This is a genomic window from Cedecea neteri, from assembly GCF_000758325.1.
GTDB lineage: Bacteria > Pseudomonadota > Gammaproteobacteria > Enterobacterales > Enterobacteriaceae > Cedecea > Cedecea neteri_B.
The window spans coordinates 834,129-860,515 of record NZ_CP009459.1 but is presented as its reverse complement, the minus strand read 5'-3'; the positions used below and the strand labels follow the sequence as shown (position 1 = coordinate 860,515).

25 protein-coding genes are annotated in these 26,387 nt (G+C 50.3%); 12 read left to right on the top strand and 13 right to left on the bottom strand.

The window, feature by feature from the left end; genetic code table 11:
• Positions 1-133: 133 nt before the first annotated feature.
• The 4 genes from LH86_RS04135 to melR form a co-directional block, all read right to left on the bottom strand.
• Positions 134-1,123: a FecR domain-containing protein gene (locus LH86_RS04135; RefSeq protein ID WP_039298587.1), complete on the bottom strand. Its 990-nt coding sequence runs from the start codon at positions 1,121-1,123 to the stop codon at positions 134-136.
• Entirely contained in the window at positions 1,120-1,617 is a 498-nt protein-coding gene (locus LH86_RS04130) for a sigma-70 family RNA polymerase sigma factor (RefSeq protein ID WP_039288684.1), read from the bottom strand. The genes LH86_RS04135 and LH86_RS04130 overlap by 4 nt, the downstream gene beginning before the upstream one ends.
• A 162-nt stretch (positions 1,618-1,779) precedes the next feature.
• Entirely contained in the window at positions 1,780-4,332 is a 2,553-nt protein-coding gene (locus tag LH86_RS04125) for a TonB-dependent receptor (protein WP_039298584.1), read from the bottom strand.
• Positions 4,333-4,553: 221 nt separating this feature from the next.
• Entirely contained in the window at positions 4,554-5,501 is a 948-nt protein-coding gene (gene melR / locus LH86_RS21870; protein WP_197061700.1) for a transcriptional regulator MelR, read from the bottom strand.
• A 325-nt stretch (positions 5,502-5,826) separates the two neighbouring features.
• Here melR and LH86_RS04115 point away from each other — a divergent pair, with 325 nt between their 5' ends.
• From LH86_RS04115 to LH86_RS04085, 7 genes are read left to right on the top strand one after another with little or no spacing between them, the layout of a single operon-like run.
• Complete coding sequence (locus LH86_RS04115; protein ID WP_039298581.1) at positions 5,827-6,732, top strand: radical SAM protein; 906 nt, start codon at positions 5,827-5,829, stop codon at positions 6,730-6,732.
• Positions 6,733-6,736: 4 nt separating this feature from the next.
• Positions 6,737-8,398, top strand: a complete 1,662-nt coding sequence (locus tag LH86_RS04110; protein WP_039298580.1) for a hypothetical protein — start codon at positions 6,737-6,739, stop codon at positions 8,396-8,398.
• A complete protein-coding gene (locus LH86_RS04105) occupies positions 8,395-9,339 on the top strand; it encodes a hypothetical protein (RefSeq protein WP_039298578.1) in 945 nt (314 codons plus the stop codon). Before LH86_RS04110 ends, LH86_RS04105 begins: the two co-directional genes overlap by 4 nt.
• Positions 9,336-10,010, top strand: a complete 675-nt coding sequence (locus LH86_RS04100; RefSeq protein WP_071842811.1) for a PIG-L family deacetylase — start codon at positions 9,336-9,338, stop codon at positions 10,008-10,010. Before LH86_RS04105 ends, LH86_RS04100 begins: the two co-directional genes overlap by 4 nt.
• The gene (locus LH86_RS04095) at positions 9,991-11,310 is read left to right on the top strand and encodes a hypothetical protein (RefSeq protein WP_039298574.1); all 1,320 of its coding nucleotides are present in this window, start codon (positions 9,991-9,993) and stop codon (positions 11,308-11,310) included. Before LH86_RS04100 ends, LH86_RS04095 begins: the two co-directional genes overlap by 20 nt.
• Before the next feature lie 42 nt (positions 11,311-11,352).
• Entirely contained in the window at positions 11,353-11,856 is a 504-nt protein-coding gene (locus tag LH86_RS04090) for a GNAT family N-acetyltransferase (RefSeq protein ID WP_039298573.1), read from the top strand.
• Between the two features lie 47 nt (positions 11,857-11,903).
• Positions 11,904-12,764, top strand: coding sequence for a glycosyltransferase (locus LH86_RS04085; RefSeq protein ID WP_039298571.1), 861 nt, complete (start codon positions 11,904-11,906; stop codon positions 12,762-12,764).
• Between the two features lie 196 nt (positions 12,765-12,960).
• Here the strand turns inward: LH86_RS04085 and LH86_RS04080 are convergent, their stop codons facing one another.
• The 3 genes from LH86_RS04080 to LH86_RS04070 are packed head-to-tail and all read right to left on the bottom strand — an operon-like array spanning position 12,961 to position 14,668.
• Positions 12,961-13,971: an alcohol dehydrogenase gene (locus LH86_RS04080; protein WP_081942992.1), complete on the bottom strand. Its 1,011-nt coding sequence runs from the start codon at positions 13,969-13,971 to the stop codon at positions 12,961-12,963.
• 51 nt (positions 13,972-14,022) lie between these two features.
• Entirely contained in the window at positions 14,023-14,367 is a 345-nt protein-coding gene (locus tag LH86_RS04075) for a carboxymuconolactone decarboxylase family protein (RefSeq protein ID WP_008458624.1), read from the bottom strand.
• 19 nt (positions 14,368-14,386) lie between these two features.
• Positions 14,387-14,668, bottom strand: coding sequence for a hypothetical protein (locus LH86_RS04070; RefSeq protein WP_039298563.1), 282 nt, complete (start codon positions 14,666-14,668; stop codon positions 14,387-14,389).
• 285 nt (positions 14,669-14,953) lie between these two features.
• Between LH86_RS04070 and LH86_RS04065 the strand changes: the two genes are divergently transcribed.
• Complete coding sequence (locus LH86_RS04065; protein ID WP_039298560.1) at positions 14,954-15,856, top strand: DMT family transporter; 903 nt, start codon at positions 14,954-14,956, stop codon at positions 15,854-15,856.
• 36 nt (positions 15,857-15,892) lie between these two features.
• On the opposite strand, the gene LH86_RS04060 is transcribed toward LH86_RS04065, so the two are convergent.
• Positions 15,893-16,498 (bottom strand): ATP-dependent Clp protease proteolytic subunit, encoded by a 606-nt coding sequence (locus tag LH86_RS04060; protein WP_039298557.1) that lies wholly within the window; start codon positions 16,496-16,498, stop codon positions 15,893-15,895.
• A gap of 19 nt (positions 16,499-16,517) precedes the next feature.
• Positions 16,518-18,005 carry a PLP-dependent aminotransferase family protein gene (locus LH86_RS04055; protein ID WP_039305905.1) on the bottom strand — a complete coding sequence of 496 codons (1,488 nt, stop codon included), beginning with the start codon at positions 18,003-18,005 and terminating at the stop codon, positions 16,518-16,520.
• Between the two features lie 96 nt (positions 18,006-18,101).
• Here LH86_RS04055 and LH86_RS04050 point away from each other — a divergent pair, with 96 nt between their 5' ends.
• A complete protein-coding gene (locus LH86_RS04050; protein ID WP_039305903.1) occupies positions 18,102-18,743 on the top strand; it encodes an FMN-binding negative transcriptional regulator in 642 nt (213 codons plus the stop codon).
• Positions 18,744-18,748: 5 nt separating this feature from the next.
• On the opposite strand, the gene LH86_RS04045 is transcribed toward LH86_RS04050, so the two are convergent.
• From LH86_RS04045 to LH86_RS04035, 3 genes are all read right to left on the bottom strand, one after another.
• Positions 18,749-19,798 carry an AI-2E family transporter gene (locus LH86_RS04045; protein WP_039298553.1) on the bottom strand — a complete coding sequence of 350 codons (1,050 nt, stop codon included), beginning with the start codon at positions 19,796-19,798 and terminating at the stop codon, positions 18,749-18,751.
• A gap of 130 nt (positions 19,799-19,928) precedes the next feature.
• A complete protein-coding gene (locus LH86_RS04040) occupies positions 19,929-20,486 on the bottom strand; it encodes a DcrB family lipoprotein (RefSeq protein WP_008458608.1) in 558 nt (185 codons plus the stop codon).
• Between the two features lie 72 nt (positions 20,487-20,558).
• The gene (locus LH86_RS04035) at positions 20,559-21,224 is read right to left on the bottom strand and encodes a 7-cyano-7-deazaguanine/7-aminomethyl-7-deazaguanine transporter (RefSeq protein WP_039298550.1); all 666 of its coding nucleotides are present in this window, start codon (positions 21,222-21,224) and stop codon (positions 20,559-20,561) included.
• A gap of 174 nt (positions 21,225-21,398) precedes the next feature.
• On the opposite strand from LH86_RS04035, the gene tusA reads away from it, so the two are divergent.
• Positions 21,399-21,644 (top strand): sulfurtransferase TusA, encoded by a 246-nt coding sequence (gene tusA, locus LH86_RS04030; protein ID WP_008458604.1) that lies wholly within the window; start codon positions 21,399-21,401, stop codon positions 21,642-21,644.
• A 37-nt stretch (positions 21,645-21,681) separates the two neighbouring features.
• On the opposite strand, the gene zntA is transcribed toward tusA, so the two are convergent.
• The gene (gene zntA, locus LH86_RS04025; RefSeq protein WP_039298547.1) at positions 21,682-23,898 is read right to left on the bottom strand and encodes a Zn(II)/Cd(II)/Pb(II) translocating P-type ATPase ZntA; all 2,217 of its coding nucleotides are present in this window, start codon (positions 23,896-23,898) and stop codon (positions 21,682-21,684) included.
• Between the two features lie 184 nt (positions 23,899-24,082).
• Here zntA and LH86_RS04020 point away from each other — a divergent pair, with 184 nt between their 5' ends.
• Together LH86_RS04020 and LH86_RS04015 are read left to right on the top strand one after the other, a co-directional pair.
• Entirely contained in the window at positions 24,083-25,129 is a 1,047-nt protein-coding gene (locus LH86_RS04020) for a LacI family DNA-binding transcriptional regulator (protein WP_039298544.1), read from the top strand.
• A gap of 162 nt (positions 25,130-25,291) precedes the next feature.
• Positions 25,292-26,362, top strand: coding sequence for an SIS domain-containing protein (locus LH86_RS04015; protein WP_039298541.1), 1,071 nt, complete (start codon positions 25,292-25,294; stop codon positions 26,360-26,362).
• Positions 26,363-26,387: the final 25 nt, after the last annotated feature.

Genomic DNA, 26,387 nt, shown 5'->3' with positions numbered 1-26,387 from the left:
GACAAAATACTCCGCAGCCGGGCTAAGGGCTGTTGTTTCAGTGGGGATAAGAGAGAGGACACGCGAAACGCCCAAAGGGGCAGGCTGACATGAATAACGAGACAACTGACATGGATTACCCTGTTACGAAGCATTATTCACTGCGTGAAAGGCTGACCCAGTAACGAGATAACGTATTTATTCTGACAGGCAGGACGCGGGGTAACGCAGCCAGAATCTGGTCAGTATCCGCCAGCGGGAAAACGCCGGACAGCCGCAGGGCCGCAATATCTTCGTCGCAGCGCAGGACGCCGGGGCGGTAGCGATTAACTTCCCGCAGGAAATCGCCCAGCGGCATATTGTCGGCCAGCAGTTTGCCGTGCACCCAGCCAGGCTCTTTTTCACCGCCGTGCAGGCCCCCGGATCCCGCCCCGCTTAGCCACGCGCCCTGGCCCGCCGCGAGCTGTAGCCCGGCAAGGCCTGAGCTGCGCGGATAAAGCCGGACTGCGCCGTGGTAAACCGCCACGCGGGTAAGCCCCGGCTCCAGCTTCACCCGGAATTGGGTGCCCAGCGCGAGCACTTTGCCCTGTGGCGTCGTCACGCTAAAAGGCCGGGGCCATGCCGCCAGCTTTTCCTTCTGCCCGGTCGTAATCAGCAGGTCGCCGCCGAGCAGCTCAATCTGGCGCTGTTGCCCGGTAAAATGCACGTTCAGCGCGGTTTGAGTGTCCAGCAGCAGGCGGCTGCCTTCGCTGAGCTCAACCTGCCGCTGCTCGCCCGTCCCGGTGCGGTAATCGGCGATGAACGCTTCCCAGCCGTGCTGCTGTCGTCCCCATTCCAGCGAACCCCCGACCAGCAGCAGAGCGCCTAATCCTTTTAGCGCCCGACGCCTGCTGCTGTTTTTTAATGAAGACAGGCTCTGCCGCGCCAGTTTGCCGTCAACCTGCCGGAAGCTGGCGCAAACCGCCTCGACATGCTGCCAGGCACGCTGGTTTTCACTGCTGGCCGCCAGCCATTTTTGCCAGTCGGCTTTATCCTGCTCGCTAACGTCGTCCGACATCATCAGCGTCAGCCATGAAGCCGCGGCGTAGGCGCTGTCCCGGTCGATTGCTTGCCCGTTTTGGTCAATAAAAGGATGGGAGGTCATGAGCTGAGCGCGAAGAAGCAGTGCAGATTGGCGCGCTGAAGATACTGCTTCACGGAGCTGCTGGAAACGCGCAGGCGCTCGGCGATATCGCTATAGCGCATCCCCTGCAGGTGGGCCAGCAAAAAGGCTTCCCGCACCTGCGGCGGCAGGCCGTCCAGCGCCGCATCAATCTGTTCCAGCACTTCCAGAATCAACAGCCGGGTTTCAGGGGAAGGGTGTTCCATTTCCGGCTGAGTCGCCAGCGCCTCCAGCCAGGCCTCTTCGATTTTCTTGCGGCGGTAATGGTTGGCAATCAGCCGTCTGGCGACCGTGGCAAGAAAAGGACGTGGCTGGCGAATGGAGGCCAGATCGGGGCTGACCAGAATATTAATAAAGGTGTCCTGAGTCAGATCCTGCGCCTGTTCCGGGCAGCCGACTTTATTGCGAAGCCAGTGGTAAAGCCAGCGCTGATGATCGCAGTAAAGCTGCTGCGCAACCTGTTGGGAACGGGACATGATGTGACTCACCATTGATCGGTATCAGGGCGTGATAAACATTGAAATGATAATCATTATTATTTTCATTTCAATATTTTTATGTCAAGAGATTGCGAAGTATTAATGTATTTTTGCGGGCAACGAGAACGCAGCGCCAGAGCTGGCGCTGCGGGTAACACATTAGAATTTCTGAGAAATACTCAACTTAACGTTGCGGCCGATACCGGACACGGATTCACCCAGGTACGGGTAGTAGTCGGTGTTAAACAGGTTGTCGACGGCAATGCGGGCTTCCATGCCTTTCACCTGCTCCGGCTGCCAGGAAGCAAACAGGCCCTGCAGCGCGTAGCCGCTGGTTTTTGGCAACGCCCAGATGCCCGCTAACGGGTCGCCATCCTGCGGGGAGCGATCCTGTTTACGCACCATATCCATGGTCCAGCCGAACGTCATGTTCCACTCCGGGGCTTTTACGCCCAGCGTGGTGTGGGCGGTGACCGGTGGAATTTCTGCGATCCAGGTTTGGTTGCCCCACGGGTCGCGCGGGGAAGCGTCACGCTGCCCACGAATGGTAGAGAAAGAGAAACTGCCGAAAATACGGCGGCTGTCGTAAAACGACTCGATCTCCAGCCCCTGGATGGTGTAGCCCGGAAGGTTACGGTAGTTCGACAGCGGAGAACCGCAGTTAGCACCACTTTTCACCGACTGCGCCTCGCACAGCACGCCGCGGCGGTAGAAGATTTCGTCTTTGCCACGGTTGCGGAATAGCGTGGTGCGAATCTGGACGCTGTCGTCGTCCGCCAGCAGATTATTGAAGTTCAGGATCATCCCGCCGCGAACGCTGTTGATGGTTTCCACTTTCAGGTCGCGGCTGGAGCCGGACACGTTAGACAGCGCGTACTGCACGGTGTACTGCTCATCAATAGTCGGCGCTCGCCATGTGCGGGTGACATCGGCAAACAGCGACACATTCGGCGTGGCCTTCCAGACCAGCCCCAGCGCAGGCGTAAAGCCGTGGTAGTTTTTGCTGCTGTAGTCGTGGCCGACTTTAGGATCGCTGCTGTTGTACATCCGGGCGATGTTTGGCTCGCCGGTGTTGGTGACGCTGTCGTAGCGCACGCCCGGCGTCACGGTGACGCTGCCGAGCGTCATGCTGTCCTGCAGATACAGGCCGCGCGTTTGCTGCTCCCCGGCGGGCATGTAATACGGCTGGAAGTAGCCGTAGTTGTATGCGGCATTCTTCTTGTAGCCCGGATAGTACATCAGCGCATCGCGTTGGTTTTTATGCCAGCTTGCGCCGATTTCCAGCAGGTGATCCACCGGCCCGGTGCTGAAGCGGCTCTTGTTGCTGACTTCCACCAGGTTGTCTTTGTAATCCACCCAGCTCTCATTGCCGAGCGAGCCCAAATAGCTGGAGGCTCCGGCGGAGTCAGGGCGGGTATCATGCTGTTTGGTTTTGGAATAAGCGTAGTTCAGCGTCAGATCCAGCCAGGGCTTGTCTGCCGGGGCCAGGTTCCACTTCACGGAATAGTTTTCGTCGGTCTGGTTGCGGTACACCAGCTTTCTGCGCCAGGCCTCGTCTAACCCGTATTTGTCGACATCCGCCTGGCTCGGGGCGGCAATTTCGTCCCGCTTGGCGGCGAAGGGCTGCCAGCCGGTGGATTCCGAATGCATGGCCGAAAGCGTCAGCGTCTGCGCGTCGGTCAGGTAGAGATTGGTTTTGGCAAGCCAGGTCCCCTGCCGGTTAGCGGAATAATCAAAGTGCGTGCCGTCCGGGCGGGTAATATTGCCGCCGTCTCGTTTGCTGGCGTAGAGCATGCCGTCGGCAAAGCCTTCCGGCGTTCTGCCGTACAGCGCGCCGCTGTAGATATTCTGGTTGTCGTTGGTGTGGAAACCGTACTTCAGCATGCCGCCAAAGTTTTCACCGGGCTGCAAGAGGTCGGCCGCGTCTTTGGTGACGATTTTAATGCTGCCGCCGAAGCCACCGTTGCCGTTGGCGAGGTTAAACGGACCCTTATCGACGTCGATCTGTTTGATGAGCTCTGGCTCGATAAATACCGAGCCCTGGCGGTACTTCTCAAACCCTTTGGGCGCGCCGTCCAGCGTCACTTTGATGTCTTCCATGCCGCCCATGCCCCAGATATTCAGGCTTTGCCCGCCGGGGCGCGGTGAACCCGCGGAAGAGACACCCGGCAGTTTATCCAGCAGGGCGGCGACGTTATCGGCCTGAATGCGCTCGATATTCTCTTTTTTCAGCGTTGAGCGCCCGGCTACGACGCTGTCATCCAGGCCGCTGAGCACGGAAAGCTCAGGCACAAGAATCGGCGCGGTCTCGCCGGAGGCTGTCGGCAGGGAAACAAGCCGATAGCTATTGCCGTCGCGCACGGCTTTCAGGCCGCTGCCCGCCAGCAGATGATCAAACGCGCTTTGTACGGAATAAGTCCCTTTGAGACCTGAGGTCGTTTTATTTGACGTTTGATCCGGGGTGAAGACCAGCATTACGTTGGCATCATTCGCCAGCGTTTGCAGAGCGCTGCTCAAGGGCCCGGCAGGCACGGAAAATGCCTGGCTGGCCGCTGAGGTGGCTTCTGCCGCCCAGGAAAACGTGGGTAAACCGGCGGCCAGCGCCAGCAGGCCGGATAAGGCGATGCCAGACGCTAGTGGGGCGCGAGGGAGCTGTGCAGGTTGGCTCGCGTCGGAAATGGCCGTAGCCTTTCCGTTATTTTTTATCGTCATGATGTATCCCTGAAGGTGAGTCACAAGAAGTACTGCTTCAGAGAGGTCACGCGAGACTGAAAATCAGGCAGAAAATTTTTAAATTAAAAACTGGTGGCTAGTTTTCCATCGTCAGCACGATGTGAAACTGCATGTTGTCAGACTCTGAGCACAATCAGCTTATCTTTTTGTAGTAGAGCGGGCGATGGCATCGCCGTACTTGGTGGCGTAAATCAAGCTAATTAGCTAATGCCTGTGCGTATAGGATTATAGGTTCTGCTTTTACTGAGCGTTCTGTATTTCCCCGGTGGGATACCAACATGTTTATTAAAAACACTGTAAAACCGACTGGTTGATTGAAAACCGGCATGCAGGGCAACATCTAAAATAGGCAGGTCGGTTTCACTTAGCAGGACTTTAACGTGGTTTAGTCTTACATATGTGATGTGATTTTTAATCGTCATTTGCATGATTTTTTGGAAGATATCCATAGCATAATGTGGATTAAGTCGTACATGATCTGATATTTCCTGTATGCTGAGGTTGTTATCAAAATTTTGTGCAATATATTCGAGAATCTGACTAACATAACAAAGAGAGTGTTTTGATAATTGTCTTTTTAATGTGGGAGTGTTTTTTCTGCTGAATTTCGCTTCCCACCCCAATGTACCAAATCTTTGCATCATTCTTGCAATATCACCCACCGCAAGCTGTCTAATCCATTCTGAATCGCTTTGCGTATCACGGTACCAACGGGTTGCTTCTTGAATACTCAATTGGTCGGTGGAAATAGAGGTAAGCATTGTTCCATTGGTAATATTATTGACCATTGAAAAAGGGAGTGGCCATGAAAGAAATAAATGCATTGGTATGTATATAACAGCAATCCTGTTACCTTTATTGGGTTGGGTTAACCTGTGTGGGAGGCTACCCCAGAATACACATAACTGACCTTTCGCTATGGTGGCAATATTATTATTAATTTGCAATTCAATCGGGGCATCAAAGGGTATATTAACTTCGATATGCCTATGCCAAATACCGTAGTTACTTGTTTCCTGCTGGCCTAACGTGATCGTAAGGTTGTGTGGTGTAGATAATGAAGGTAAAGGACTTGCAGTGAGTTCTGTATAGTATGAAGCCACATGTTTTTGCACGTTTTTTTCTCTTTGCACTGTACCTTTATCCACAAACACACCTCACATATAGTTAAATTCTTCCAGAAATGAAGATTCAGTATTAGCGATATTTTAGAATCTTAGTGCTTATGTTTTAAACCGAAAGTTCCCTATAAAAGTTGGTTTTCATAGATTCTAGCCAAACTCCCGAAAAAATCCACACTAATAGTATGCTTTTTTTCTAAAAAGTCATTTTCCTGGAGGAAGACCGTAGGATCTGAGCTTTCAGGAAAAACTAGGTAACAAATAGGAAGAATTGGTGAAAGTAAAGTGTTTTATTTATCTGGAGACGGTCTAAAAATTTATTTCAGATCTTCCTGGGAGAGCTATTGTGTGTATGAAAACACTGAATATTATTGTGAATAATAACTGCAATGCAAGGTGCACTTTTTGCAATATATGGAAGAATAAACAGCTGGAGTTTATTTCACCATCAAAAATAGCTGAGTTTCTTAGTAAAGATATTAATCGCTATGTTAGAGAGATATCAATTACTGGAGGGGAGCCTACGCTACATCCTAAGTTTACTGATATTATTAAAACAGTTATAAATATCCAATCCGTTGAGACTGTATATCTGACGACTAATGGATCATCCTTAAAAAAAGTCTCTCAGGCGATAGACGCATTTGCCAACACGGGTAAAAAATTCAATATTTTGGTATCAATAGATGGTGCACCTGAAAAAAACGATAGACTTCGAGGTAAGGGTGCTTATCTGAAAGCCATTAAAATACTGGATTACGTTCATGAAATGTCACCACTCACAGGCATTGGCATAAGTACAACGCTCTCAGCGGAGACTGAAGTTAAAGATTTTAATTTCATTTTAGATCTTGTGGCGGAAAAAGACGTCTATTTTACATTCAGGATTGCTGAAAGTTCCGTGTACTATAAAAATAGTGATACAGATCCTTTTGCATTTTCAATTAGCGATAAGTTAAAAGCACTAGTCATTGATTATCTGAAAGGAAATCATAAAAATGCTTATTTTTATGCATTACTGAACTATCTTGAGCATAATGAAAATATTCTGATAAAAGATGGCGTATTGAATTGTTGTGCAGGGGAAAAATTTGCAACGATAAAAAGCTCAGGAGAAATAGTGCCCTGCATTCATGCGAGTAAACCTCTGGGGTTTATCGACGATATACAGCCTAAATATACAAGACAAATTATGAATAAATGCCCTTGTTTTACAGAGTGCACAATTTGGCCGAACATAAATTACGGAGCAGGATAATTAAATGGAACAGATAACTGAAGAAAAGGTTAAGCATATAATTATCAAAAATCGAGAGCGTATTTCTTTATTGGGTAATAAACTTGATTGTTCATTTATTGAAGTTGATGAATCCCTTTTACTTGCGGCTAATGATGAAGGTAAATCCTCAGGCTCAGACGTCGTGAATGTGACAATTGGGTTTCCTTTTCCAATTGGCCATTTGGTATTGAAAATAGATAGTGATTTCAGTGCTGACAACCGTTACAGATATATTGTAAGAGGAGATATCATTAGAGAACTACAACATAAAAGCTATTTGAGTACATTATTGGCTGATAAATTAATCTACCACTATAATATAGAAAATAGCATTGAGCAATTTTATAAAAAGGTAAGAAAAGATATTGGGCTGGTAAATAAAATGCTCTATGTTGATCCGCATAATCATGATAATGGAACTAATATTGGCGACTCGTTTATTAGCCTCTATTACCCTAAAGCTTTTTTAAGCAGTTTTCATGCGCTAGAAGTTGATGTATACACGCGGAGCTATCAACACTTACATCATCACAATAAATTGACCTTTTATGAATATGAAGAGTTAAAAACTTGTAATTTTGAACACTACGATCTGATCGTTATCTCTGATTTTATTGATGTCAATAGCACGTTTACATGCGAGATTCTTCAAAGGCTTTCTGTTAATAATAGGTTTAAAGTCATACTAAATGGAAGAAATAGTTATTTTTCTCGTAAAAGTAATGAGCTTTTTCATTTTAAATACCATAAAAGTGACCCTATTCTTATTGATAAAGGTATAGAAGATTATATGCAGGACTGCTGTTCTCCTTTTATTAATAATGATGATGCTTTGATGAGGATGGGTGAACGTAAGCTGCCCAAGAATGTGAAAGTAGTATTTATTAATCCGTTCACCTCGAAAGAAAAAAGGGACCTTACACCTGAAATGATCTCTAATCTTATTTATTCTTTATCAGAAACTATAGAAGGGGCCGTTTTTTATATTTCGCGAGGACTCAATCAAAATAAAGAAAAAGAATGGATTAAATCATTCATTGATCTTGGTGTATGCGCTGAGTATAGATTTTGTGACGCGATGCAAAATCTGAATCAGCTGGGTGCTTTTATTAATGATCAATGTGATATTTGTATCAGTGCTGATACGGCAGTAGTTCATGCCTGTATTGAACGACAGATTCCATGTATTACTATTTATCGAATGTCTTATTTTAATTTATTTTCTGTTCAATCAATAGCTGAAATATTTACCAGGAAAAGCCCTTTTCTGGTTCCCATGGCCTTGTACGACGATTGGAAGAGTGAAAGTGATATTATTGATGCAATAAAAATTTTGCTGAAAATAAAAACGAGTACTATTGCATTTGACAGGAGAGCCTACAGAATATTTTTAAATGTTTTATATCAACATCTTCATAAGTTAGAGCAGGTATCTAATCAGGATGAATATGAAGAGAGGATTGAGGCGCTTAATAAGATAATTTCCGATATAGAAAATCTTTTTTCAACTGAAATTAAATCAGTGATTCAGCATTTTAATTATACACAACTGCTGCAATATGTTATCGGGAATTATAATGCCAGATATCTTGTATCATATATATGCAAGTGTTCATTGTTAACCAAAATGGATAACATACTATGAAGATTATATTTCCTTGGCTAAATAACACGGATTGGACAAAGAATATATTTGATGCCATTCAGTCAGATTTCAATGATAAGATTATATGCATCGATCGGGATGTAGATCTATCTTCAGGCGGTTTTTTAATAAATAAATCAAGAACAACTGCTGAAATCATTTCAAGCGATGTTTTGTCTAATGCCTCTATCGCTATTTTTATCGATACGACGTTTATCGATTTTAGAATTATAAAAATGTACTATCCGGACTGCAAACTGATTGGCTTGGTCAATGGGGGGGAATTTCAGCAGTATGGTTTTAGCTATCAGCTTAGTCCTCAAGACTATCAACGGGTATTGCAATATGAGAATAGCTTGTTATCGTATCTGGATGTCATTATTTTGCCCTCTCAATTTGCCCTGAGACAATTTACTGAAGTGCATAAAAATCTGGCCGAGAAGTCAATTTTTTGCTGGTTGCCCTTGGGTAACTTACCCGATATTAGTGCACAATATGCAAGATCTGATAGAAAAGGAATGTGTTATTGCGGCCGACCTTCTTATGAGAAAGGATATGATATTATTAGAGAGTTTAATGAAGCAGATGACAGTATTGATATAATTTTTGGTGAACGAAAAGATAGCTACTATAATAAATTATCTTCTCATAAATATGCCATATTCCCGTCGAGGGAGGAACTTTATGGCTACGGAGTTATTGAAAGCTTATTTCTTGGTGTCATTCCTATTGTCCCTCATTCATTAAGCTATCAGGAAATAACGTATCTCCCTCACTATCTTAGTGACTTATCTGTACCATCGATACAAAATGCTATTCATTATTATGAGAGTTTATCTGACAGAAAACGAAATGAAATTGTTAGGACTAATCAGCGTAGAATAATTGAATTAGTCTCGGGTCCATTCTCTTTTATAAATACTATTAGAGGCTATTTATGAAGGTGTGCATATTTTCTCCACATATTGATGATGCAGCTTTATCTTGTGGCGGGTTATTGTCTTTCTTATCGAAAAATGAATCGAATAGTATTCATATAATTAATGTTTTCTGCGGGGTTTATAATGATAGTAATAATCTATTAGTAAATATTGATAGAACTTTTGAAGAGCGAAATTTGCTCAATAATGGTCAGATTACTTATTTTCCCATTCCAGATATTTCACAAAAATTACCGGTTTTTTCTTGGGATGACGTTTTTATGGGTAAAGACGAACTTCCTGATAAAGATTTCATCAACGATCTGGAAAAAATAGAAAAAGATATAAATGAATTAATTCATATGGAAACGTATGATCTTATATTGTTCCCCATGGGGTATGGCGATCATAAAGATCATGTAATGCTTTCTTTGTTGGGTCGGAAATATGTGGGTAATAGCGAGAATATCTATTTTTATCGGGATATTCCCTATAATAATAAAGGGAAATGGTGTGATGCGTTTTTTTCTCCGGTTATTGATATAACATTCAATTTAGAACATAAAATTGAAATAGTGAAAAAGTATGAAAAAGGTTTACAGGTTGGTGATGATATCTTAGCGGAAGTAATCAATTTTCATCAGTCCGCGACAGAATGCAAAGAGACGCTATATGAATACCATATTAAGTAGCGTGTTTCACGATATAAGAAATTCTTTAAACTTCATCATGCAGACAATGCTGGTTTTTTCTTTACCATTAGTTGATAGTACAGTCCTTAGTTTGCTAGGTAAAGATCAGGCGATTGCTGGCTCTTCTGTAGGTATTATCTTAGGGTCTTTTTTTACCTTAATTTATGCTTTAACATTTGGCGCCAGCTCATTTTTAAGTCAATCTTATGATAAGGATAAGGTATTCTTTTTTCGTCATCTTAAAAGTATTTCTCAGTTGTCGATATTTTCTGCGATTATTATAGTTATTTCATTTGTCGTGTTTAGAGGTTTTTATCAGAATTTTACGTCTATTCCTTCTGTAGATGAACAGCTCAATGAATATCTTTATTATTTTCCCGCTATAACTATTTTGTATGCTTTTAGTAGTATTATTGATCTCTATCTCTACAATTCTGGATCGTCGCGTAAATGTTTATATTTGACATGTGTTGAAGTTATCTCTAATGCTATGCTAAGCATTTATTTTGGGCTGTTGTGCAACCTGCCTTTTATTTCTGGGGTTGCCGGTGTGGCAGTGGCTTCTGTAATTGCTAAGTTGCTAAAAATATTATTATTTGCGCTAATGAAGTGTTGCCGTGAAGCATTTTTTATAAGTATCAAACAGAATGTGGAAATAAAAATAACATGCGCTGTTTTTATGAAAACATTGCCGTATTTTTTCAATGGTTTAATGTGGGTTGTATATGGTTATATGATTTATAAGTTAATACTTAATATAGCCTACGAAGAGATGTTTATTTATAGCCTGATGATTCCCTGGATCAGCTTTTGTTTCACCGCGCCTGCTGGATTCTCAAATTATTATTCTATATCTTTAGCTAAAAAAATTGTCAGTAATTCAGTTTCAAATTACGATATTACGATTGTATTAACAGCATTTATGTTTATGGTTTTAGTGATATTTATTGCACTACTATCTGTATTTAATTTTATTTACTTTAACATCATAAACTATGACGAGATAGATCATTACGCTTATCCGTTGATTGCATTGTTTGTGTTGTTGCGTTCATTGAATATCTTGCTATCCAGCGGTGTATTGAAGTCAGGATTAGATAATTTTTTTGTGTTTATGACGGATACATTAGTTATGTGGTTGGTTTGTTTTCCAATGCTTTTCTATTACAGTAATATGCCTGACTTCAGTTTAACGATTGTGTTCTCATTTTATGTGATTGAGGAGTCATTAAAAAGTATTGTTTACTGCTATCGTGTACAATCAAAAAAATGGATTGTTAATCTGTATAACGCCAGCTAATAGATAAAGTTAAACGTAAACTGTATTTAGCAAGGAGGGGATATGAACGTTGAGATATATAAAAATGAAGACTATAACGGCACTTGTTTTCTTTTAAAGTCTTCATTTGGTAGCGATAAGGATCTTGTTATCACGCCAGAGTTAATGTTGCGAGTCATCATTCGTCATCCCGAAAATCACGGTGAAATTATTGCCCATGCTGCTTTGTATGTTAGAGAAATGTACAATGAAGGCGACGCATTTATCGCTGGAATAATAGGTGATGTTGCAGTTTCTCCAGAATTTCAAAGACAAGGTCTGGCGACAAAAATGCTGTCTGTCATTCATGGTCATCTTAAGAAAGAAAGTATTTATTACTCATTCCTTTTTGCGTACCAGACAGAAATTTATAAAAAGTCAGGATATCATGATTTGGTATTGCCAATCTACTATTTTGACGTGCTTGATAATAGATGGAATACCTATTTGTATAATGGCGCGATGTTGCGCTGTGTAATCAATAATCAGCTGCGTGGGATGATAAATTTTAACGGTAGAACGTATTAATAATATTATCTTTGTCGGGAGTTTTTACTATTTTAAAGGAATTGAATATGAAAATTTGCGTTGTGATACCTACCTATAATGACTCGGATGCTTTACTCCGAACATTGAATAGTCTGGCTGTCCAGAAGATGAACGACAGTAATAGTTTCGATGTAGTTGTTGTTGATGATGGTTCAATGGATGATACCCGGACTGTCTGCGATATGTTCACCTTTGTCAGATATTTTTATCATCAGGATAAAGGCTTTAGGGCTGCAAAGGCTCGAAATATCGGTGCGGCGATCTCTGAGGGTGAATATATTGTTTTTCTTGACAGTGGCCTTGTCTGTCATAACCATTTCATTAACAATTACCTTAATTATTTTGATAAAAATCAGGATGTTGATGTTTTTTTAGGGAAAATTTTTGCTTTTAATCATGATGAAGATATTTTATCTATTCTGCACTCAACAGATTATGTCTTTGACGATAGGACGTTGGCCCTGTTTAATGAACGGGGAGTGATAGATATGCGCGATCCACGGTTTGATTTATTAGGCTATGACTTAAGTAATCATGATAGGTGGAAGGTATTCGGCGATATATTATGGACAGGAAACGTCTGTGTTTCAAGAGATGCTTTTTATCGCGTTGGATTGTTTGACGAAACATTTAACAGCTGGGGTGGGGAAGATATTGACCTGGGAATACGATTGCAAAAAATAGGATGTAAATTTTATTTTGCTAAACAATGCTTCACGGTTCATATACCCCATGTATCGGGCTACAGCGAAGAAATGTGTAAGAAAAAAGAACTTGTTCTTGCTGAAAAACATAAAGATATTGCTTATATGAAGTATTTCTCTCTTGCTCGCGAACAGCAAACAGATATCAATACCTATCTTTATCTTCACGTTGAGAATAGTTAATGTGAGCCATGCCTATCCAAAATTTCCCCGGCCCGGTTACCAGGGCCGTGAAAAATAACAGGCTTAGTACCGTCTTGGGCTGGCTCTATCAGGTTTATCGTCCTGAAGGTGAGTCACAAGAAGTACTGCTTCAGAGAGGTCACGCGAGACTGAAAATCAGGCAGAAAATTTTTAAATTAAAAATGGACGCCGGGTTTTACATCGTCAGCACGATGCGGAATCGTGCCTTGCCGGACTTCATTTTTTGCCACGCTTCGTTGGCCTGCGCCAGCGGGAATATTTCCGTCATCGGCTGCACGTTGTTCAGCAGGCTAAAACGCAGGGCGCTTTCCGTTTCATACGGCGTGCCGGTCAGCGAACCTTCGACGGACAGCTCCCGGCCAACCAGCATACCCGGAGAAAGCATGAGCGGCTGCTGGCCGACCCCGAGCACCATTAGCTTGCCTTTGGGCTGCAGGGCGGGCAGCAAAGAGGACGCAATAGCGTTGTCCGTGACCGTGGTAACGATCGCTTTTACACCGCCGAGTTTTTTCAGTGCTTCGACAGGATTGTCCTGACTGCTGTCGAGATAATCGCTGGCACCCAGCGTTAGCGCAGCCTGTGCTTTATCGCCCCCACGCCCGATGGCAATAACCCGGAAGCCCATTTTGGCGGCATATTGCACCGCCAGGTGGCCTAAGCCGCCAATGCCGAGGACTGCGATGCTATCCCCAGGCTGAGCGCCTGATTTACGCACCGCGTTAAAGGTGGCTATTCCGGCGCAAAGCAGCGGCGCGGCGGCCACTGCGCTTAGCGTATCCGGGATCGCCACAAGGCCGGTCGCCTTCGCCAGCATCATTTCGGCATAGCCGCCGTCCCGTGAACTGCCGACGACCGGTTGATGACTGCAAAGCGTGAACTCGCCGCGGCGGCAGGCATCGCATTCATTGCAGTGCCCGCCAAGCCTGCCGACGCCAACCCGCTGCCCAACACGCAGGCCGGACGGTACGCCGCTGCCGAGTTTGATCAGCGTGCCGACAACTTCATGTCCCGGCACGCGCGGGTAAGCCACGTTCTTTTCCGTACCGTCGATAACGCCGCCGTCAGCGCCACAGATGCCGCAGGCTTCTATTTTTATCAGCACTTCGCCTGCGTCAGGTTCAGGTATGGAGCACTCGACAAGTTCCAGGCTGCCGTTGCCGCTGGCCTGCATCGCTTTGTAGGTCATTTGCTTTCTCCAGTGAAAAAACGGCATCCTCAGGAAGGATGCCGCTTAGGCTCAGGCTTTTGGCAGCGCGTCGAACGCGTCCAGGGCGTGAGCGGTATAGGTCAGCGCCGCCCCGGTGTTCAGCGAAATGGCGACCGCCAGCGCTTCGGCAATCTCTTCCCGGGTTGCACCGTGTTTTGCGGCGGCTTTAACGTGTACCGACAGGCAGCCGTCACAGCGGGTGGTGATCGCCACCGCCAGCGCAATCAGCTCGTGGGTTTTGGCGTCCAGGTGGCCCATGGCGGAAGCGCCCGCGTCCATCTTCATCAGCCCTTTCATAAACTCCGGCTGCAGCTTCGCGTAATCACCCACCACACCCAGTAATTCTTCGCGATGTTCATTCCAGTTCAGCAACATACAAACCTCTCAGTTAATCTCAGGCGACGCTATAAATGCGGACTTCAGGGGCGGCGTTCAGAAACGGCTTCAGGGCTTCAACCACGTCGCGGGTAAACAATTCAGAACCCAGATAGGCTTCGGCCTGGGCGGCGGTGTTAAAGCCGTGCAGCACCTGGACGTCCTGCTCGCGGATCAGCAGTTCTTTGGAGACTGCACCGTCGATGGTGGTCAGGAAGGCCGCTTTGTACTGCTGGTAAACGCCCGCTGCTGCGGCGCGATTCTGCGCGCTGATATCAAGGGTGATTTGCAAATAAGCCATGGTTCACTGCCTCTTGTTGTGTGGCTCATGCCGTTGCACGAGCGGAAATGAGGGAGAAAAGCGACAGAGCGAAGAAGAAAAAGGCTGCCGCTTGCCTCTCCGTGTTGGGGCATTATGTGAATCAGTGTCAGGGTTAACAAATGACTTAATCTTGACTGCCAAGATAGATTTTCTTCTTTGGTGAGTGATTTTTTTGCTGGCCTGGTGATTCTTGTTCATTGTGGATCTGTCTGCTATGGCGGCTTTGAGCAGAATAGGAGGCCAATCTGAGGATCTGGAGTCACCATGCAAAATCGAAGCGCATTGCCGCTAAGTCAGCCGACAACTCACCCGCAAACCCGAGGCTGGATCAGCGGCTTTTTGGGGATGCTTATTTTTAGCGGCTCGCTGCCTGCCACGCGCGTTGCGGTGCTGGAGCTTGATCCCCTTTTTCTGACGGCGATACGGGCCACGCTTGCGGCGCTGCTGGCGGCCGGTACGCTGCTGATTTTGCGGCAGCCACGGCCGCAGCGGGGAGACTGGTTGCCGCTTTGCCTGGTGGCCGTCGGTGTGGTGCTGGGTTTCCCGCTGCTGACGGCTTTGGCACTGCAGCACACGACCTCGGCACACTCGCTGGTCTACATCGGCCTGTTGCCGCTGGCGACCGCCTGTTTTGGCGTGCTGCGCGGAGGTGAAAGGCCAAAAGCGGCTTTTTGGCTGTTTTCTCTGGCGGGTGCTGCGCTGGTGGCGGGGTTTGCGCTAAGCCACGGTTCGGTCAGCGGCTGGCAGGGCGATACGTTGATGCTGGGGGCGATTGCGCTGTGCGGGCTGGGCTATGCCGAAGGGGCGGTGCTGACCCGGCGGTTGGGCGACTGGCAGGTGATTTCGTGGGCGTTAGTGATTTCTCTGCCACTTAGTGCCGTAGCCGCTGCTTTTAACGTTCCGGCTACGGGAGCCGCTATCAGTGCTCCGGCCTGGCTTGCGCTGGGCTACGTGTCGCTGTTCAGCATGTGGATAGGGTTTATTTTCTGGTATCGCGGTCTGGCGCTGGGCGGGATTGCCGCTGTCGGACAGCTTCAATTGCTGCAGCCCTTCTTTGGCCTGTTGCTTGCCGGGCTGCTGCTTCATGAAGAAGTGCATACGTCGATGATCGCCGTGATGCTTGGCGTGCTGGTTTGCGTGTTCGGCGCTAAGCGCTTTTCTCGCTAGAAAGAAAAACCGCCGGTGAAGGCGGTTTCTCAGGCGTTAGTCGATATTCAGCTCGGAGAAGCTGGTAATGACTTTGCCGACAATGCCGTAGTCGATGGCTTCTTTCGGCGACATCCAGTAGTTGCGATCGGTGTCCTGCTTCACCTTCTCCAGCGGCTGCCCGGTGGCCTCGGCGATCATCTTGTTCACGCGATCGTGCATGCGAATGATCTCTCTGGCTTCGATCTCAATGTCCGTGGCCTGGCCGCGCACGCCGCCCAGCGGCTGGTGGATCATAAAGCGCGTGTTTGGCAGCGAATAGCGGTGTTTTTTGTCTGCCGCGAGGAAGATGGTGATCCCGGCGCTGGCAACCCAGCCGGTGCCGATGATATGGACTTCCGGCTTGATGAATTTGATCACGTCATGAATGGTGTCCGCCGCCTCAACGTGGCCGCCCTGGCTGTTGAGGTACAGCTTGATGGGTTTGTCGTTGATGCTTTGCAGCAGCAAAAGTTGGGCAACCACCTCTTTGGTGATCGCCTGGGTGATTTCGCCGGAGATAATAATCGAGCGGGAATCCAGCATTTTTTGCTGCATCAGCCCTGACGCATTGGCGGGGGTGGCGCTTTCTTCAGGTTCATTTTTTTCTAAATAGGTCAGCATAATCAGGCTCCTGCCAGGTTCATGGCGTAATCAGGGATGCACTTGAGCATAGCACTTCATTCAGACGCTGCACGGCGCGAACGATCTCTTCGTCGCTGTAGCCACCGAGGCCCAGCAGAATGCCGGACTTCTGTTTTTCAGGCGTAAACATGTGCGACACCGCGCGAACGGCGATTCCGGCCTGCATTGCCCGCTCCACAACCTGATGGTCGTCCAGGCCCTGACGCAGCCAAAGCACCATGTGCATGCCCTGGTCGCAGGGTTGAAGCCAGGCCACGTCCGGGGAAATGTATTGTTCTACCGCCGCCATTAACACGCGGCGTTTTTCAGCATAAACACCTCGCATTTTGCGCAGGTGGCGGTCGAGATGCCCCTCCGAAATAAAGCTCGCCAGCACGTGCTGGTCTGCCCCCGGCGGCTGCCTGTCCATCAGAATTCGCGCCCCGCAGAAGGCGGAAACCAGCTGCTGAGGCACCACGGCGTAGCCGAGGCGCAGCGACGGAAAGAGGATTTTGCTGAAGGTGCCGAGGTAGATAACGTTCTCCGGCCCCAGGCCCTGCAGCGCCGGGAACGGGTGACCCGCGTAGCGCATCTCGCTGTCGTAGTCGTCTTCAATGATCCAGGCCTGGTTGGCCTGCGCCCATTCCAGCAATGCGGCACGGCGCGACATGCTGAGCGGCATGCCCAACGGGTATTGGTGCGAGGGCGTGACAAACGCAGCGCGGGCGTTGGGGGCCAGCTTTTTCCCCAACTCAACGTCCAGCCCTTCGTCGTCCACGGCGACTCTGACCATGTTGCGGTCGCGGAACATCGTCTCAAACAGAGAGGTCGCCCCCGGGTAGCCCGGCTCTTCCATCCAGACGGCATCGCCCGCTTCCAGCAGGATTTGCAGTGTCAGGTAGAGGCCGTGCTGGTTGCCGGAAGTAATGATGACCTGCTCCGGGGTGCAGCGCACCGAGCGCGACTTTCTGACGTATTCACAGATAGCCTCACGCAGAACCAGAACGCCTTGCGGATCGGCATAGCCCGACGGGGCACCGGCACCCCGCGCCCGAATGCGGTTGCCGAGCCTGCGCCACACGTCGTCCGGCGCGGTATCCCCAACCGGAACAGAGACGGCAAACGGCTTAGGCGCCAGCGTTTTTAGCTGTTCGCCTACTCTGGCAAAGGCCTGCGCCTGGGCAGAAAGCGGGATGGCTGCCGCTGTACGAGCTGCCGGTTCGGGCTGCGGGCTTTCCGGGGCGTAGGCCACTCGGGTGCCGGAACCGTGTTTTGACTCAAGGAACCCTTCCGCTACCAGCTGCTCGAATGCCTCCAGCACGGTGCCGCGCGCCACGCTAAGGGCCGCCGACAACACGCGGGTGGAGGGCAGCAGGTCGCCGCTTTTCAGCTCGCCTTTGTGAATGGCGTTTTTCAGCGCTTTGGCTAGCTGCAAACTAAGCTGCCCGCTGCGGCGGTCAAGCTCGCCAATGGCGGGAATATCTACGGCTCGGGCTTTACGTGACATGAATTGTGGCTCGGTCATATTGCTATTATCTGGTTCTTTATCATAAACCACTTTGAACATAAGCTGGGCAAAATTACCGCGAATGAAGGTCTGTCCATGTATATGCCTCGCCCTTTTCAGGAGCCCGATATTGCTGTGCTGCAAGGGCTTATTCAGGCCAATCCCCTGGGCCTGTTGGTTGTACAAATCGACGGTATGCTGGAAGCGTTTGATATCCCCTTTGAGCTTTGCCCTGATGAGGGGGAATTCGGCACGCTCCGCGCGCATATTGCCCGCGCGAACCCATTGTGGCGCGGCCTTCAGCCCGAGCAGGACGTACTGGTGGTGTTCCGTGGCGCACAAGGTTATATCTCCCCGAGCTGGTATCCGGGCAAGCAGGAGCACCACAAAGAGGTGCCGACCTGGAACTACCAGACCGTGCAGGCGCGGGGGAGGATTGCGGTGCGGGACGATGTGGATTTTGTGCTGCGGCAAATAACCAGTCTGACGCGCCAGCAGGAGGCGCAGATGGAAATGCCGTGGCAGGTGAGCGATGCGCCCCCGGCGTTTATCGACTCAATGCTTAAAGCGATTGTCGGGATAGAAATCCCGCTGGCCTCGCTTGTCGGCAAGACCAAGCTCGGGCAGAACAAGAAACGTGAGGATCAGGCCGGGGCCGCGCAGGGGCTGATGGCCAAAGGCAAAGTGGCCATTGGCGAGGCGATGTTAAGCAGCCTCGCCGGGCGCGATAAAACGTAACCGGATTATCCCGGCAGGCGTTTTTTCGGCCTGCCGGGGCCCAGCAGGATCGCCAGTTTCGCCCCGCCCTGGGTGGATTCCATCAGGATTTTACAAACGCTGGTGAGCGGTACCGAGAGCAGCATGCCCACCGGGCCGAGTAGCCAGCCCCAGAAGAGCAGGGAGAGAAATACGACAAAGGTCGACATCCCCAGCCCACGCCCCATCATTCGGGGTTCCAGAATATTCCCCAGCACCATGTGTACCACCAGGAACAGCGCCCCGACCATCAGCATTTCATAGGTGCCGTTAAGCAGCAGAGCCTGAATCATCGGCGGCACGGCGGAGATCACCGACCCAATGTTGGGAATGTAGTTGAGCAAGAAGCCCAGCACGCCCCACATCAGCGCAAACTGCACGCCCAGCAGCTTTAGCCCCAGCCAGATAACAATGCCGGTCAGCAAACTGATAAAGGTTTTCAGCGCCAGGTAGTGGGTGACGCCTTTCAACGCGCGGTGCATGCCGGCGATGTGCAGCTTAGGGTTGGCCAGCGCAAAACGGAGTTTATAAGGGACATGACGCACCTCGAACAGCATAAAAATCACCGTCATCGCCAGCAAAAGCACGCTGGCCATCGCCCCAGAAAGCCCTGTCATCAGCGTTGTGGCAAAGGTCATCAGCTTGTCGGAGTCCAGCTTTTGCAGCAGGCGTTCCGGCGACAGCGGCAGGTGCAAAAACGGCATCGCATGTTCGATTTCACGCACTTTCTGCGTCAGCAGTTTGTTGAACTGCGGCATCTGCTCCATGAAGTCATTCATCGACGTTGCCAGCACGCCGACCAGCAAAGTGAGCATCACCAGCATGACCAGCACCACGATGGCAATCGCCAGCGGGCGATTAAAGCCACGGCGCATAAACCAGGTCACCAGCGGGTTGAGAACAATGGCGAAAAATACGGCCAGCAGGAGCTGAACGATGATGTCGGCTGCGGCGTGAATCCCGGCGAGAATAATCACCAGGGCCGCGAGTTTGAGCAAAATATGCAGGCCGGTCTTATCAGGTTGTAGAGCTGTCATGCAGACGTCCGATCGGGAAAAGGTGCTTTTAGTGTAGTGCTTCCTGGCAGGGCGACGGCGGCGGTCTGTCTGAAAATGAAGGAAAAAAATGGCCCCGCACAGGCGGAGCCATTGATGTATCGCGCGGCGATTACTTGATGACGATGGTGTTGATGATGTTTTCTGCGTTGGTCTGCGCCAGCTGCTGGTTATCCGCAGGCAGCGTGATCTGCATGGTCAGCAGTTTATCGTCCACTTTGCCAATGATGATGGAGGAGTACGCGGTCTGCCCTTTGGCGGAGATCACGCTGTCCAGCTGCTGCAGGGTGTGGCCTTTAATCTCGATGGATTTGTTGGTCACCACCTGAAGCTGCGGGTCGCGCGCGCGCTGCTGCTCTTCCAGGCCTTTTGCCAGCGTGGCAAGGTCGCTAGTCGGGTTGTCACTGACAATCACGATCACTGCTTTCTGGCCGGTTGCATCAGAATAAACGTGCATGTTGTTGGACTGGGTGCCCACCTTGCCGCTCTGATCGCTCATGTCCGCTGGCAGGGCAAAGCTCAGCTTGCCGTCCAGCAGTTCAACTGGCTGACCGCTGGCGCTGCTGGCTTCCGGCGCGCCGGTGGTGGCGGTTTTGCTGTCGTTATTATCACAGGCGGCAAGACCCACTACCAGCAGGCCAATACCGACATATTTTACCAGTTTGCGCATCGCGTTCTTCCTTTCCGTTAGCAAGCCAAAAGGCCAATCCTTGCATCTTAACACAAGATATTCAGCCCGCGTTTAACCAGGCTGCAGCGCGGAGATTTCAGATTTATCTGCGAGGCGTTTCAACAGCATATTCAGCAGAACGCCGTACATCGGCAGGAAGAAAATCAGGCTGATGAGCACTTTGAAGCAGTAATCAACGACGGCGATTTCCACCCAGTGCTGGGCCATAAAGGCGTCCGGGCTGCGCCAGAAGGCGATAAAGAAGAATGACAACGTATCGCTCACGTTACCGAACAGCGTGGACACCGTAGGCGCCAGCCACCAGCAGTGATTCTGGCGCAGGCGGTTAAATACGTGTACGTCCAGAATCTGGCCGAGCGCGTAAGCCATGAAGCTGGCAACCGCGATACGGGCCACAAACAGGTTGAAGTGCATTAACGCTTCAAAGCCCTGCCAGCTTCCCATGTAAAACAGAGAGGAGATGCCGTAAGAAATCACCAGCGCCGGGATCATCACCGCGAAAATAATCCGCCGGGCCAGCGGAGCGCCGAAAATACGCACCGTGAGGTCAGTCGCGAGGAAGATAAACGGGAAGCTGAAGGCGCCCCAGGTAGTATGAAACCCGAAGACGGAGACCGGAAGCTGAACCAGATAGTTACTGGAGGTGATCACCAGCAAATGAAAAAGCGATAGCCAAAACAGCGCGTTAGTGCGCTGGCGAGTGCTGAACTGCATCATGTTGTAGCCTTTTTAGTAGTGGGGTGAGGGAACCCAGTCAAAAATGTAAAGCGCGGGGATGATACTGCTTTAGTTTCTCAATGCAATGGTTAATTTTAACGCAATCGTTCACGCGGCTTGCGCCAGATTTTACCCGGCGTAAACTAGCGCGGTTTTTGACGACCTGAGAGAGTTATGACCGATTTGTTCGCAACCCCTGACCACACGCTGGATGCTCTAGGCCTGCGCTGCCCGGAGCCGGTGATGATGGTGCGTAAAACCGTGCGCAATATGCCCGTTGGCGAAACGTTGCTAGTGATAGCCGATGACCCGGCCACCACGCGCGATATCCCCGGTTTCTGCCGTTTTATGGAACACGAGCTGGTGGCCAGCGAAACCGACGCGCTGCCTTACCGCTATTTGCTGCGTAAGAGCCATTAAACGAGGCGCATGTTCGCGCCCCGTTATCTCTCGAAAACTATTTCTTCCGCAGCAGGCGAATGGCGTTTGCCGTGACCAGTGCGGTAGCCCCTGAATCCGCCAACACCGCCAGCCACAAGCCGGTCAGGCCGAGCAGAGTGGTGATCAGGAAAATCCCCTTCAGCCCCAGCGCAATCGTCACGTTCTGGCGAATGTTGTTATGAGTGGCTCTGGCGAGCCGCACCATACCTGCCAGCTCGGTCAGGCGGTTGTGGGTCAGGGCGGCATCTGCGGTTTCCAGCGCGACGTCGGTGCCGCTGCCCATCGCGATGCCGATGGTGGCTGCTTTCATCGCCGGGGCATCGTTGATGCCGTCGCCGACCATTGCCAGCGGCGCGGTGGCATTGAGTTTGTTCACCGCCGCCACTTTGTCTGCCGGGAGCAGGCTGGCGCGGTAATCAATGCCCAATTCGTTGGCTATTGCCGCCGCCGCGCGCGGGTTATCCCCTGTCAGCATCACGCCCTGAATCCCTAGCTGGTGAAGTGCCGTCACCGCTTCACGCGCATCTCTGCGCAAAGTGTCACGCATGGCGATGGTGCCCAGCAGCTGACCCTCACGCAGCACTACGATCACCGTCTGGCCTTCTTCTTCCTGCTTCGCGATACGCCTTTGCCAGGTTTCGCTGAGTGTCTGGTCGTCAAGTTTGGACGGGGAGCTGAGCAGCAGCGTTTCGCCCTGAATGCTGGCTTCCACGCCAACCCCGGCGAGCGCGCGGTGATTTTCTGCGGCGACAGAAGGCAAGTTGCGTTGTTGTGCCGCGTTGACAATAGCCTGTGCCAGCGGGTGGGTGGAGCCTTGTTCAACCGCCGCGGCGAGCGCCAGAAGCTGATCTTCTTCTGTCCCTTCTTCCACCGCAATGGCCGTAACCTGAGGTTTTCCTGCCGTCAGGGTGCCGGTTTTATCGAAAGCGACTTGCTGGATTTGACCGAGGCGTTCCAGCGCGGCTCCGCCTTTAATCAACGCGCCTCGGCGAGCGGCGGCGGCCAGACCAGAGGTAATTGCTGCAGGCGTGGAGATAACCAGCGCGCATGGGCAGCCGATCAGCAGCAGCGTCAGGCCTTTATAGATCCACGGTTCCCAGCCCTGGCCGAAGAACAGCGGCGGGATGACGGCGGTCAGCAGCGCGAGCAGCATGATGATTGGCGTGTAAATCCGGCTAAAACGATCGATAAAGCGTTCGATAGGCGCGCGGCGTTCCTCTGCTTCTTCAATCAGCCGCAGGATGCGGTCGATGGCGCTGTCGCCGGGCTCGGAAATGACCTCCAGCTGAACAAGGCGATCTACGCTGGTACTGCCTGCGGCGACTTTTTCGCCCTGCTGGCGCTCTACCGGCACGGATTCCCCGGTTAGGGCACTTTCGTCGAAGCTTGCAAAGCCGCTGAGCAGGCGGCCGTCGGCGGGTAAGCGGCTCCCGGCGGCGACTTCAATCACGTCACCTGGGCGAAGATCGGCCTGCGCGACGGTTTCGCGCTCGCCGTCCCGGAGGCGAATAGCGACGTCCGGCTTTAGCGCCATCAAGGCGCTTACCCCGCGGCGTGCACGGCTGGCGGCATAGGACTCGAGGCGTTCACCGATGAGGAACAGTAGCAGCACCATCGCCGCCTCGGCGGTTGCGCCGATAAACAGCGCACCGATTGCGGCGACGCTCATCAGCGTTTCAATGGCGAACCAGTTGCCGCTGCGAATCAGGCGCACGGCCTGGCGCGCAATCGGCCACAGGCCAACCAGCGTGGTGGCGATAAACGCCAGGTTGCCGAGCGGATGGTTGAATTGCTCGAGCCCCCAGCTAATGACCATCAGGACGATAAGCAGGATCAGCGGCAGGTTCTCTTGCAGGCTGCTGCTTTTTTCCTGCTTCGGGGCGCTGGCGTCGTTCAGCGTGTAGCCTGCCGCCTTGACCGCTTTCTCTACGTCGTTGCGAATGTCTCTTGAGGCGCTGACCAGCAGTTTTTCGGTAGAAAATACCACCTGAACTTGCTGCACATCGCTCACCTGTTTCACCGCATTTTCCACTTTGCGTGCGCAGGCCGCGCAGTCCATCCCCGCGACGTGCCAGCTGTAGCGGCTGCCGTTGTCGGCAATCTCTGGCTCCGGTTTTTGTGCAGAGCAGGCGTCATCGGCGCAGCAGGAGGGGCCTCCTTCCGCCTGCAGCGGGCTTAGTTTGGCAAACGCAAACTGCGGTGGCTTTTTGCCGTCTTGAGGTGTGTTGAGCATGGCGCCCTCCGGTAATGATAATTTTCTCATTACCGATGTTACTCTCTGGAGTTGACTCCAGAGTCAAGCGTCTTTTTTACCACCGCATGTTTCTGGCTGAGGGGCGGCTGTTTTCTGGATTGGCCTTTGCTTCCCTGCGGCGCTTCCCCTAGTATTATCCGCAGGTCGGGATGAGAATGAATCGATGAAAAAACCACTGACAATCAAGGATATTGCGGAGCTGGCGCAGGTGTCTATCGCCACTGTCTCCCGGGTGCTGAACAAAAACAGCTGGGTGGCGGACAAAACGCGTAGCCGGGTTGAAAAAGTGATTCAGGAGCATAACTTCAGCCCTAATCTGCTGGCGCGAGGGATGATTTCCAAGAAAACCCAGACCCTGGCGATTGTCGTTTCCGATATCAGTAACCCCTACTTTGTGATGCTGGTGGCGCAGATTGAGCACGAAAGTTTGCGGCTGGGCTACAAGGTCACGCTGTACGACACCCAATCGGCGAACAAAGCCTCCCGAGAAGCGCCGGTGGTGCCCGAAGAGCATATTTTTAATTCCATTACCGACAGCCAGATAGACGGCGTGATCATTCTCGGCGGCAATATCGACTACAACGATATCGGCGAAACCTACCTTCAGGAGTTGAAAAAGCTGATCGCTACCGTGCCGGTTGTGGTCGTGGGGCGCCAGCTGCCGGGGGTAGAATATGCCTGCGTTGAACGGGATCAGGCGGGCTGCGTGCGCTTAGCGACTCGCCACCTGATTGAGAAAGGTTACCGGCGCATTGGTTTTATCGGTGGGTCAAAGAATGTGTATATTACTCGCGAGCGCGAAGCGGTATTTCGGGCCGAGCTGGAAGCGGCAAAATTGTCGGTAGAAAATAGTTTTATTGTGCTGAATAACTTTTATTTACAGCATGGCTATGAGGCAATTGAAACGCTGATTTCAACGAATGAAATCTTGCCGGATGCTATTGTGGCAATTAACGATCATGTCGCCAAAGGCGCGATCCGTGCGCTAAAAGACCACAATCTGTCTGTGCCAGATAATATCGCCATAGTGAGCTGTGAATATTTCCCGGGTAGTGAGTATTTTATTCCCCGCATTACCACCGTTGACCACCAGAATGCTTTGATTGGCAAAGAGGTGATGACAAGGTTAATGGCTATTTTGAATGAGAATGCTGCCGGTATCGCAGTCGAAAAAATCCCTCTTACGCTGCTGAACGGCGAATCCTGTTAGATTTCAACGGCGGATCTCTTTTCCAGTCATCTGCCCGTTCCTTTCCCTCCACGTTATTTTTTGATCCCGTTAACAGTTGCGCGATCTGGCGTTGACAAGCCTTATCGGACTCCTCTAGCTTAAACCTGAAAACGTTTTCAGGTTTTGATTACAGGAGAGCCGATGAAACCGACAATGATGACCTACATCCATGAAGAGCAGGCGACGTTAAGCGCCATGTTGTCTCGCTATCCGTCCGATCTTCCGGTGCTCGGTGGGCAGAAAGAGTGGCTGGTGCTGGCCACAGGCTCCAGCATTAACGCGATCAATAGCGCGAAATACTACGTGGAAAAGCTGGCCGATGTGCGTATCTCCGTCGAAGAGCCGTTCCACTTTCAGCATTACGAAAAATTCAGTGAAGCCACCGATCTGGTAATAGGCGTTTCCCAGAGTGGGGAAAGTACCTCTACCATCAATGCGATCCAGCATATTCGCCAGACTCGCCCGGTCAAAACGCTGGGCATCACCAGCAAAACCGGGAGCGAACTTGCCCGCGCCGTGGACCACGTTATCGATATCGAAATTGGTGAGGAACGCGTCGGCTACGTCACCAAAGGGTACGTTGCTACGATCCTGAAATTTATGCTGCTGGGCGTGTTTGCCGCTCGCCGCAGTGGAAAAATCAGCGCCGAACAGGAAGCGGCTGAGCTGCAAAAGCTGGATGTTGCGGTGAAATCGATTCCGGGCGTGATTGCCGACACCGAAGCTTTCTTCACCAAATGGCAGACCGAGCTGACTGCTTCCCCGCGCTTCACCTCAATTGGCTATGGGCCGAGCGTCGGCGTTATCAAAGAGATGGAAACCAAGTTTGCCGAGACGATTCGCGTGCCTTCCCAGGGCGTTGAGCTGGAGGCGTTTATGCACGGGCCTTATTTCGAAGTGAACGGCAACCACCGGATGTTCTTTATTGATACGCCGGGCGTGGCTCGTGAGCGCTTATTACTGCTGAAAGCCTATGAGCAGAAATATACCGACTACGTGTACACCATCAAATTAGGTGAGGATAACGATCCGCGCACGCTGGCGGTGAAAGCTGATGTTGATGAGTTTATTGCCCCGCTGATCATGGTTATCCCTTTCCAGATATTGGCTCACCATATTGCTGAGGCAAAGGGCAATAATCTGCCGCAGCGGATCTTTACCGATTTTGGCGTGTCCGTAAAAAGTAAAACGAAGCCAGGTGATTACGCCTGAGACTCAGTGTTCCCTACACAATAAT